The organism is Nocardia sp. NPDC004604 (assembly GCF_040609795.1).
In the GTDB taxonomy this organism is placed as follows: Bacteria; Actinomycetota; Actinomycetes; order Mycobacteriales; family Mycobacteriaceae; genus Nocardia.
This window is the reverse complement of the sequence record NZ_JBEXLC010000098.1, coordinates 23,947-34,060: the sequence shown is the minus strand read 5'-3', so window position 1 is coordinate 34,060 and position 10,114 is coordinate 23,947. Positions and strand designations below refer to the sequence as shown.

At 64.9% G+C, this 10,114-nt stretch carries 9 protein-coding genes; 6 read left to right on the top strand and 3 right to left on the bottom strand.

All coding sequences use genetic code 11. The annotated features are described in order from the left end of the window. Nucleotides 1–572 precede the first annotated feature (572 nt). Both ABZW16_RS29760 and ABZW16_RS29755 read left to right on the top strand, forming a co-directional pair. Entirely contained in the window at nt 573–1,181 is a 609-nt protein-coding gene (locus ABZW16_RS29760) for a hypothetical protein (RefSeq protein ID WP_354959387.1), read from the top strand. 422 nt (nt 1,182–1,603) lie between these two features. Further along, the gene (locus ABZW16_RS29755; RefSeq protein WP_354959386.1) at nt 1,604–2,149 is read left to right on the top strand and encodes an alpha/beta hydrolase; all 546 of its coding nucleotides are present in this window, start codon (nt 1,604–1,606) and stop codon (nt 2,147–2,149) included. Between the two features lie 13 nt (nt 2,150–2,162). Here the strand turns inward: ABZW16_RS29755 and ABZW16_RS29750 are convergent, their stop codons facing one another. Both ABZW16_RS29750 and ABZW16_RS29745 read right to left on the bottom strand, forming a co-directional pair. After that, a complete protein-coding gene (locus tag ABZW16_RS29750; RefSeq protein WP_354959385.1) occupies nt 2,163–2,354 on the bottom strand; it encodes a hypothetical protein in 192 nt (63 codons plus the stop codon). A 211-nt stretch (nt 2,355–2,565) separates the two neighbouring features. Beyond that, nucleotides 2,566–3,003, bottom strand: a complete 438-nt coding sequence (locus ABZW16_RS29745) for a hypothetical protein (RefSeq protein WP_354959384.1) — start codon at nt 3,001–3,003, stop codon at nt 2,566–2,568. 22 nt (nt 3,004–3,025) lie between these two features. Between ABZW16_RS29745 and ABZW16_RS29740 the strand changes: the two genes are divergently transcribed. The 4 genes from ABZW16_RS29740 to ABZW16_RS29725 all read left to right on the top strand — a co-directional run bounded on the left by ABZW16_RS29740 (nt 3,026) and on the right by ABZW16_RS29725 (nt 7,315). Then, complete coding sequence (locus ABZW16_RS29740) at nt 3,026–3,772, top strand: alpha/beta hydrolase (RefSeq protein WP_354959383.1); 747 nt, start codon at nt 3,026–3,028, stop codon at nt 3,770–3,772. Nucleotides 3,773–3,837: 65 nt separating this feature from the next. Further along, a complete protein-coding gene (locus tag ABZW16_RS29735) occupies nt 3,838–4,893 on the top strand; it encodes a helix-turn-helix domain-containing protein (protein WP_354959382.1) in 1,056 nt (351 codons plus the stop codon). A 55-nt stretch (nt 4,894–4,948) separates the two neighbouring features. Then, nucleotides 4,949–5,077 carry an acyltransferase domain-containing protein gene (locus tag ABZW16_RS29730; protein ID WP_354959381.1) on the top strand — a complete coding sequence of 43 codons (129 nt, stop codon included), beginning with the start codon at nt 4,949–4,951 and terminating at the stop codon, nt 5,075–5,077. 912 nt (nt 5,078–5,989) lie between these two features. Beyond that, complete coding sequence (locus ABZW16_RS29725; RefSeq protein WP_354959380.1) at nt 5,990–7,315, top strand: hypothetical protein; 1,326 nt, start codon at nt 5,990–5,992, stop codon at nt 7,313–7,315. 38 nt (nt 7,316–7,353) lie between these two features. Here the strand turns inward: ABZW16_RS29725 and ABZW16_RS29720 are convergent, their stop codons facing one another. Continuing rightward, nucleotides 7,354–10,047 (bottom strand): AAA family ATPase, encoded by a 2,694-nt coding sequence (locus ABZW16_RS29720; RefSeq protein WP_354959379.1) that lies wholly within the window; start codon nt 10,045–10,047, stop codon nt 7,354–7,356. Nucleotides 10,048–10,114: the final 67 nt, after the last annotated feature.

Below are 10,114 nucleotides of genomic sequence, written 5' to 3'. Positions count from 1 at the left end.
TTGAACCACTTCACACTGCCTTGAGTCATTGCTTAATTCATTCTTTTCTGTAGATGAGCCAAGCGGATCACGTCGATAAGCCTGATCTCACCGGATAACCATCCCATGGATATACGGCAGAAAACGCAAAATGTGAGCCAACCGACCCTCAGCGCCCGGTACGGACACTGACTGCCGTGTCCTGTCGGGTGACTGATCTGACGCCACTGCCGATCCGAGCGAGCAGACCGCCGGTGGTCGAGCGCCCATCCGCGTGAGTGATATCGCGGCCGAAGTCTACGGATCGCGGGCGACCATGCGGGCCTGCCGATGCCAAATCCGTGCAACCTCATTACGTCCCCCAGGTCTATCTCCGGGCCTCGGCAAAAGCTGCCGGGCAGGTCTCCGCCGCCGGGGCGCCACCGGCCGGATTTCGAAGAGCGTCGACAACATCCGAAATCGTCACTGTCGGGGTTTTGGAGGCCGATACGCGGCCTGGCACAGCCGATCCAGTGGGACGAGTTCGCCGCGTCGGGCCGTGATCATTGCCGGGCGTGGCGAGGTCGGGATTAGGCGAGGACGCTGAAGGCGTAGTGCCGAATTCGTTCCAGGAGCAATGTGATGGCACCCGACAGGCCTTTGGGATCGATCCGGAAGAATTCGAACGCGCGTTGCGGGAGGTGGGGATCGAATTCCGTGACCTCCTCGGAAAGGCCGGTGAGTACATCGATCGCACAAGCGTAAGTACGCTGGTGTCGCTGCTGGGTCAGTTTGTTCAGCCAGAGCGCATGCGGCCACCGAAACCGGAGGGCGAGACCACCGGCGAGACCGGCAGTGGAGTGTGGGTCATCTACAGCATCGATGATGCCAGCGAGGCTAGGGTCGAGCAGGTTTTTCCGAGCGAGCTCGAGACCTTGCGTGCGCAGGCGACAATACCGACGAACGCCCTCGCGCGCGGTTCCTGCCCTACGGTGCCAGAGCTGCTGAATGAATTCGGCGGCCGCACCGAAGGTCCACGGTCCGCCGTCCGGCGTCGAGAATCCGTCGGCATCGAATTGTTCGGCGAGTTTGGCCAGCTCCGATCCCTGGTCATTCGCGTTCCACTCGGCGAGTCGACGCACCCCGGTGATCCGCACTGCCTACCCACGTCGGAACCGATCGATCCCCACCACTCGTCGCGTCACGTTCCGATCCTAAACTGACTGTCGCGCACAGGGTTTCGAACGGTATCGGTTGGCTCAGGGCTGATCGGCTTCCACCCGTCGCGACTTTCCCTGATGCTTCCGGCCAGGCTGCGCGGGAGGTGGTGGCCGGTGTCGCGCAGGAGAATTCGGCGTGTCGGGTCGACTCCTGGTCGTGGGACGGCTGATCCGCACGCTGGCGGCGGCGTCACGGGGGACGACTGATAACGTCGGATGGGAATGGCGATCGGATGCTCCTTTGAAGGCAGGTCGGTGTATTTCCTCACACGAATTGCACGCTCGGGCGTCGTAATGCTGTATGTGGCAATAGGACTGGTCGCAGCGCATGCCACGGCGGCTGTCGCGTCCGGCGGCGACCGGGATCCGGTGCTGGTGATCGGGGGGATCGCCGCGGACCAGGGGGCGCTGGAAAGTTTTCGGGCATGGCTCGGTCCGCAGCCTTTTCGATGGTGCTGCTCGGGAATCCCAGTGGGACAGAGACGATCTCGGAGTCGGCGCAGGCGGTGGCCGACAAGGTTGCCGACATCCGGCAGCAGACCGGCGCTCGGCGGGTGGATCTCGTCGGTCACTCAATGGGTGGTCTTGCGCAACGTGACTACGTGAAGTTCCTCGGCGGACTCGATTCGGTCGGAAGCTATATCGATTACGGCACCCCGGAACAAGGCGATGATCTCTCGTCGGTGTGCGCTGGGGTGTCACCGGGCTGTCGGGATATGATCCCGGGCTCTCCGTTTCTGACCCGGCTCAACGCGGATCCGGCGGTGCCGCCGGGCCTGACCGCCTATCACCTCTTCTCCGAAAGCGCAGGGGCAGAGAAAAATCCGCTGCCCGGTGCAACCAATGCCAGCATCCGGTCGTTCTGCCCTGGCCGTATGGTCTCCCACGCCGATGAGCCTGTCGCCAGCGCACTGCGACAGCTGATCGACTCCGCCCTGCGCGGCGCGCCACTCGCCACCAACTGCTCGTAGGCGACCGTGATCTCTACGGCGTGTGGCGCGTGGTGGAGGCGCGGCGGAATTCCTTGCAGTCGTAGTAGCGGGTGACCGTGCCGCCAAGGAGCAGGCCGCTGCACAGGACGAGGAGCGTCATCCAGATGGCGCGGTTCAGGGGTACTTGGCGGCGGTCGCGGTGCTCGTCGGCGGGTTGCTCGTCTGGGCGGCTGCTCAGCCGCACGCGGTTTCCAAGGGTGAAGACGACACCGCCGCACCCGTCACGGCGACGCTCACCCCGGTGCAGGCGACTGCGCACTTCCCGGCGGCAGAGATTGCCAAGTTCCGCACCATCACACAGGACACGCTGGCCAAAGGTGCAAGCCGGCAAATAAGGCGAGGCGAAGGCCCGGATCAAGGACCTCGAAACCGCCTGGGATCAGGACCAGGCAACCCTACAGCCCCTCGACGGATCCGCGTGGAATCTCCTCGACGGTCAGATCGACAGCGCGCTTGTTTTCCGAACATCTGGCCACTGAACCTCGCCTTGTCGGGCGTACCTCGGGGCGGTGCGGACCGAGTTCACGAAAGCGGAAAGGCACGGTCGAAACCGCGGTGAGCGACTGACGTTTCCGCGGTGACACTGTCAGGATCTGACGAAATCGGCCGTGCGGCTGATCCTTCCGGCCTTCGGTATCGGCCGCGCCGATTTCCCGGCGTTCAATTCCCAGCAGGTCGCAGCCGCGGCCACCGGATGATTCCGCTGGAAGGAAACGACAATGACCGAGTATGTGACGCTCGAACACGGACAGCTCGCCTGCGATGTGGTCGGTGACGGACCGCTCGTGGTGCTGTCGCACGGCATGGGTACTGTGCGGCACGACTTCCGCCACCTCGTCGGCCCCCCTGGCCGCCGTGGGCTATCGGGTGGTCAACGTGGACATGCGCGGGCACGGCGAATCGAGCCCCGACTGGCCGTCGGTGACCGGGAAAGCTGCTATCAGCCGTACCGATGTAGCGGAGGACCTGCTGGGGGTCATCCGGCACTTCGGCGGCCCGGCGGTGATCGTCGGACACTCGCTCTCGGGCGGCTCGGCGACGATCGCCGCGGCGCAGGCCCCGGAGTTGGTGACCGCGATCGTTGAGATCGCCCCCTTCACCCTCACCCAGAGCATGCACGCCGGAGCCCTGTTCACCAGCCGCCGATACCGCCGCGGCATGGTCCGCCTCGCGCTCACCTCGATGATGAATTCGCTGCCCTGGTGGCGGCGGTATCTGGACATTGCCTATCCGACCAAACCCGCCGACTACGACCGATACCTCGCCGGCCTCGAGAACATCCTGCGGCACCCCGAGCGCTGGGCGGAATTCATGAAAACCGGACAGACCACCCCTGCGGACGCACAGGCCCGGTTGGCGGACGTCCGCTGCCCGGCGCTGGTGATCATGGGTTCGGCGGACCCGGATTTCGCCGATCCCGAGGCCGAGGCGAATGCGATCGTGGCCGCTATGCCGGACGGTGTGGGCCGGGTCGTAATGGTCGACAACGGTGGACACTATCCGCACGCCCAGTTCTCGGATCGTGTTGCCGCAGTCATCATCCCGTTCCTCGACCAGCACGCGGAGCGCGGCGAGAGGGTCGGCGTCGGGCGTGCCGGCTGATGTGGGTGCCCGGGCGGGTTTCCCGAGCGCGATTGGGCGCGGCGATATTCCCGCCGCGTGCGGCGATGCGGGAGCCCGACTGCCGTCACGGTCACGCACTGATCGTGGCGGCCACCCGTCCCGACTGCGATGATGGCGGAATGCCCGCGCCGCGCACCATCGTTTTCGTCGCCTACGAGGGCATGCAGCTGGTCGAATTGGCCGGGCCGATGGATGTTTTCGGATTCGTCAACGCGGTCGCCGAGAAGACGAGGTACCGGCTCGTGACGGCCTCGCCGCAGGGCCGGTCGATCAAGGCCGACGGCGGTCTGACCATCGCGGTCGAACACTCGCTGCATGACCTGGCCACCTCTGCTGACGAGATCGACACCCTGATGGTTGTCGGCGGCTGGATCTCCGGGCCGGTATCCGCGGAAGTGGTCCGCGAATTACCCGCGCTGGCCCGAAAATCCCGCCGAGTGACCTCGGTGTGCTCCGGCGCGCTGCTGCTCGCCGCCGCCGGCCTGCTCGACGGCTACCGAGCCACCACCCACTGGGGTACAACCGATCGACTGTCCCGCACCTACCCTCGCGTCACCGTCGAGCCCGACCGCATCTACGTCCACGATCGCAACCGCTGGACCTCCGCGGGCGTCTCCGCCGGCATCGACCTCGCCCTGGCCCTCGTCGAGGACGATCACGGCCGCGAAATGGCCCAGCAGATCGCCCGCGCCTTCGTCGTCTTCACCCGCCGCTCCGGCGGCCAAGCCCAAGTCAGTGCCCAACTACGCGCCCAGCCCGCCCGCACTCCCGCCATCCGCGCCGTCCAACAGTGGCTACCCGACCACCTCGACGACGACCTGGCAGTCTCCGCTCTCGCTCAGCGCGCCGGCATGAGCGAACGACACTTCGCCCGCGCCTTCCGCGACGAAACCGGAACCACCCCGGCCGCATTCGTAGAAGACCTCCGCATCGAAGCAGCCCGCCGTCTACTGGAATCCACCGAACTCACCATCACCGCCATCGCCCGCGCGGTCGGCTACCGCCACGGCGAAACCCTCCACCGAGTCTTCACCCGCCGCCTCTCCACCACCCCCGAGCGCTACCGCCAGCACTTCACCACTGGCGCGAGCCTGCACTGAGCACAGTGTTCGTCCGGCGGCGGAATCGAAACCATGTCCCGATATGATCGGAGCCATGCCCCGCCCGAAGCAGCGAAACCCTTTGGGCCGGGCCATCACCTCGGAAACCGTCTTCGTATTTCCGGGGCAAGGATCCCAGTGGCCCGGCATGGCACTCGACTTGCTCGGCACCGATCCTGCGTGATCCCAAGGCCGCAGAGATGGTCGAGGCTATCGACTACGACTTCGCCAGGTTCGACGGCGGGCGCGGCCCGTGATGGCGACGCCGGCGCGGTGAATCCATGTAGCTGCATGGAATGCATTGTCGGGCTGTGTGTTTGCGCTCGATGCTCCGACGTCCGCGGTTATTGCGGCCGTGCCGCAGCTTCTGGGATGAGGTGCAGCAGGGCGCGAGCAGCGGCCGGCGTGAGGTCGGGGGATCTTTCAGGACGATGACTTCGAGTTCCGTTGAGCTCGCGTTGTCGTGCGATTGGTGTGGGTAGGTCGACTGGGCGGTCTCGACCGAGGAGTCGAGCGGGTAAGCGTTGTATATGAAGCCACCTTCTAATTGGTGTGGCGAGCGGGGCAGCATCCAAGGAAGGGTCTTGACGATATCGGTAGGGCTGGCACGATATTCGTGATCTGACGGTCTACGATCCATCGGGCCGACCTGTCGGCTTCTCAGGATTCTCTCAGCTGAACCCGTATTGAACCCCCACAGGCCACTACCTGGGATTCTGTGTTGATTAGACTCAAAAAGTCACCCGCCATCCTGCATAACCGCAGGTAGAGCAGGTGACGTGACGTACTGTCTGTGTCCGGAGGGGGAGCTGACCCATATCCCCAACCTGGTGTATGTCGCTGACCTGCGACTTCCTTGACGCCGATAGTGCTGCTGGGGCTCGACCGGATTGGCCGCCCCGCAGTCACGCGATGACGGCGGGGGTAGCCGGCCTCGCGCGCCGGTGCTCGTTGACTTCCGTCAGGATGAACTCAGGTGCGACGGGGCGACCAGGGACTGTGGTTGGTGCCCAACCGGTCTCGATCCAGAGACGCGGTAACCGGTAGGCCCGCAGCAGGTTTAGTCGATCACCTGGTTCGCAGCGTTTCACTGACGATGAGCGTTCAGGAGACTCTCGCTCAGATCGTGGAAGCGAGCGGTGATCGGTTGCAGGCGTTGATCGGACCGGCCGGGGCCGGGAAGTCTACGTTGATGTCGCTGCTCATCCGACCCGGCCTGGCCGGGACGCTGGGTTCGTTGACAGCTGAATTCGTCACGGCCGCAATCTTTCTGGATGTGACGAGCACCATCGAGTCGGTGCTCTTGGAGCTGCGGAACCAACTCGGCGCACGATTCGGCGCGGAATTCGTGGCGGTGCAGCAGGCCGTGCAGGCGGAGCTGACCGACCGCGAGCGGTTCAGCGCCTTCGAGATCGAGATCGTGCGACCCCTGCATCGGATGCGGAAGGCGGGCAGCCGTATCCGCATCCTGATCGACGGCCTCGACCAGCCGGAGGAGGGATGCCGTAGCAGCGTTGTCGCCGCTGTCGCGACCCTCACTACCGATGAGCGATTGGGCCACGTTCGGGTGATTGTCGGTGTCAGGTCCGGCACCGATGTCGTAGATCATCCAGATATCGCGCATGCTCGGCGTGTCCACCTGCATCCGCCTACCGCACGGGAGGTGCTGGGGGAGTTGGCTGTCGCCGAAGGCGGTATCCCGGAGGGGCTCGATCGGACCTTGCACGAACTACCCGATGATGTGCGCGGCGGCTGGCTGATGCCGAGGTTGATCACCGAAATCGATTGGCGAGCCGACAGTCTCGATGGCACGGATTTGAATGCGCTAGTGGCGAGAAGGTTCAGCACAACCCGCGAGCGTCCCATGCATGCCATCACCGCGCCGCCCGTCGGCGCCCTGCTCGCGGCGGTCGGCGTCGGTCCGACCGCGCCCCTGCGCCTGATCCACGAAGCCCTGCATCGGCTCGGACATCCGGTGTCGTTGCCGCAGTTGCGTGATGTGGTGGTCGACCTCGGTGTGCTCGTCGCACGTGGCCATCCCGGTCAAGACATCGAACGAGTTGGGCTCTCGCATGCGGCGTTCACCAGCCCGCTGCGACAGATTGTCTGCGCGCAATGGCCGACCGCGCTGTTGGACGCGCATACCGCACTCGCTGCCGCGTTCGACACCGCAACCGGCCCGGATATCGATGTCTATGCGCACACCGCGGCGCCACGGCACTATCTGGCCAGCGAAAACTCCACTCGCGCACTGGCATTCCTCGACGGGGCGGATGCAAAGCGGCGTCCGATCGATAATCGAGCGTCCTGGGCAAACTGGTTGATGGCCTTCCAAGACGCACTGCCGCCGGACCACCCTGATCTGCTGGCCGCCCGCGCCCGCTTCGCACGATGGGGTTTTGAACGCCGACCAGGCGGATAGGGCGGCACATTCGTCAGTGACGCCAGCGCTGCACTGCCTCAACGTGGACGGGACGGCCCTGTTAGGGCCTCGCGATCGGCGTGATCTCGCTCCTCGGGGGGAAGCAACGCCAGGATGTCCTTGCGAGAGTTGATCATCAGCTTGGACAGAATCGCGGCGATCTGTGAGTCGACGGTGCGTGCGGAGGTTCTGCGGCGTGTGGCGATCGTGGTGTTGGTCAGCCCGGCGGCCGCCAGCACCGCGACCTGCTGCTCCGCGCCTGTCAATTCGTCCCATCCGGCCGAGCCACCGTGTTCGATGTCCATCCGGGCAGCGGGCCGAATGTTTACCGTCACATGCTCTTCGACGAGCAGGGCCACGTCGGATATCTGCTCTCCTTCCCGGTGCGCGGATTCGAACGCCTTGTGCCCCAGGATCTCTCGTGCGACCTCGATCGCCTCGACTGTCATCTGCTCAAAAGGCCCCAGATTCGACAGGTCGATGCCCACCTGCTGTCGCAATGCCGCAGTTCCACCCGCCATCCGCGCGATCACGCGCGCCCGCTGCACGGTTTGGTCCCGGGTGACCTCGTCCGTCTGGTCGGTGATCATCCGCGCCAGGATCCATGCCCGAATCTCCACGCCCCACACGGAGCCCCATTGGTCCCGCATCGGAATCTGAAATGCCAGCCCCGCATCGCACAGGGCCAGGGCTTCATTCGCGTCACCGTGCGCGGCCGCCGCGATCGCGCAGGCGAGCCGGGCCCACGAAATCGCCCACTGTGCTCCCGCGGCCACGCTGCAGTCCAGATGTCGACGGGTCCGGCTCAACGCCTGCTCCGCGGTTCCGTGGAAGGCCGCCGACAACGCTTCGAACAGTCCGGCCATGGAGGCCCCGCCGAAATCTCCTTCGGCTGCGAACTTGGCGCGGGCCCGGGCCAGCAGCACCGTGGCTCTGGGATCGCCGTGCACCAAGAGCAACAGACTGCCCGCGAGGTATTCGACAGAGGGCGGCAGACCGAGATCCGCGCACGGATCGTCGCTCCACCGAACTCCTTCCGTCGGCACGACGCAGACGGCGACACACTCCTCCAGCAGTCGTTCGGCGTCCTCCGGTAGTCCTTGACATAGACTGATCCACCCGATCAGCGCACGTGCCCTCACCTCGAGATCGGTTGGGCAGCAACCCTGTTGGACGGCGGCGGCCAGGCTGCTTTCGGCCAATCTTCGTGATTCCCGCAGCGAGCCGCGAATGAAGGGAACCCGCGAGGCGATGAGGCCGGCCGCGATCTCGGCACCGATCACCGCCTCGTCGGGATGACTCATGCTGCCACTGACAGCAATCGCGACGTTGTCCCAACTGGCGCGGGTCCTCGCCAGCAGTTCTTGCTCGCGGGGGCTGACCCAACCGGTGCACAGCGCGGCTACTTCGTCGCGATAGTAACGGCGGTGGCGTTCGGTGAGCAGGCGGTATTCGCTCTCGCTCCGCTCCATCAGCCGTTCGTGCGCGAACACCCGAAAGCTTTCCAACAGCGAGTACCTGGCGGTTTCGGCGCCGACGTGAAGAGCGACCAGCGAACGATCGACCAGCTGTTCCAGCAGAGCTTCGATCTCACGCGCGACCAAGCCGTCCGGTTCGGTGTCGGCGCAGACCGCTTTGATCGTTTCGAGGCTGACACCAGCATCGAGGACGGCGGCCCCGGCGATGTCGGTGTCATCGGGATTTATGTCATATCCCGCGGCGAAGACCGACATCCGTTCGAAGAGCAAGCGCTCCTTGCGGCTGCACAGCTCGAACGACCAGCCGATGACCGTGCTGATGTCTCGGTGCCGCTCATCGCGTCCGACACGGAATCCCGGCGACCACCGCAACCTGCGATCGGCATGGAAAGTGTCCAGGTCACGCAGGATCATCGACACCGTCTGATACCGAAGGCGAGCGGCGGCCAATCGGATGTGCAGCGGATAATAGTGCATGTGGCGGCAGATCGGCTCGACCAATTCCGCTTCGGCCGCGGACACCGGACGACCTGCCAGCTCGGCGCGCTGCTGGAATAGTGCCACTGCCTGGCCTCGCGACAGCGGAGGGATCGTCACGACCTGCTCGTCGACCCATCCGATCGCGGTCCTACTGGTGGCCAGCACCACCAACCCCGGTATGGCGTCGAGTAGTTCGGCGACCACCTCGCCGACCGCATCGAGCACGTGCTCGCAATTGTCCAGCACCAACACCGTGGGCCGCACCCGACCAAACTTATGGGTGCGGCCGATGGTGTCGATCAATACCTGCCGTCGAGTCCTACCGGAGAAGTCGCTATCGATCATCGCGGTGACGATCTCGTCCTCGACCGTGTTCGCATCGGCGTTCGGGCGCAGCCTGGCCAGATGCACCCAATGCACCTGCAGCCGACGGGCTTTGCGCAGCCGCGTTGTCACCGCCGCGGCGAGACGAGTCTTTCCGACACCACCCGGCCCGACCAGAGTTACCATTCGGGCGGCATTCGCCAGCACCGCGGCGATGCGCTCGAGTTCACGTTTCCGTCCCACGAACCCGTCGTTGGTCGTCGGTATACCGACGTCGAACAAATCAGGTTCCAGCGACATGTCGGGAAATCTTAATGGCTTCTTGGAGTGTCGTCCCGGTGACTTCGAGTAACGGGTCCAATCCGCCCCTGTCGGCAGATCCCCGACGGACCTCCTGATGCTCCTGAGCCACCTGTTCGCTAACCTGTGGCTCCAAGTTGCCCAGAACATCGGAAGGGAACCGGGTTGCTCGCAGCGCATTTCGACGCGATATGTGGTCGAGTCGCTCAGCTATCAG

Coding starts and splice junctions, on each gene's coding strand:
- ABZW16_RS29755 (WP_354959386.1), top strand. CDS start 1,604: ATGGCTCGGTCCGCAGCCTTTTCGATGGTGCTGCTCGGGAATCCCAGT.
- ABZW16_RS29735 (WP_354959382.1), top strand. CDS start 3,838: ATGCGGGAGCCCGACTGCCGTCACGGTCACGCACTGATCGTGGCGGCC.
- ABZW16_RS29730 (WP_354959381.1), top strand. CDS start 4,949: ATGCCCCGCCCGAAGCAGCGAAACCCTTTGGGCCGGGCCATCACCTCG.
- ABZW16_RS29725 (WP_354959380.1), top strand. CDS start 5,990: ATGAGCGTTCAGGAGACTCTCGCTCAGATCGTGGAAGCGAGCGGTGAT.
- ABZW16_RS29720 (WP_354959379.1), bottom strand. CDS start 10,047: ATGTTCTGGGCAACTTGGAGCCACAGGTTAGCGAACAGGTGGCTCAGG.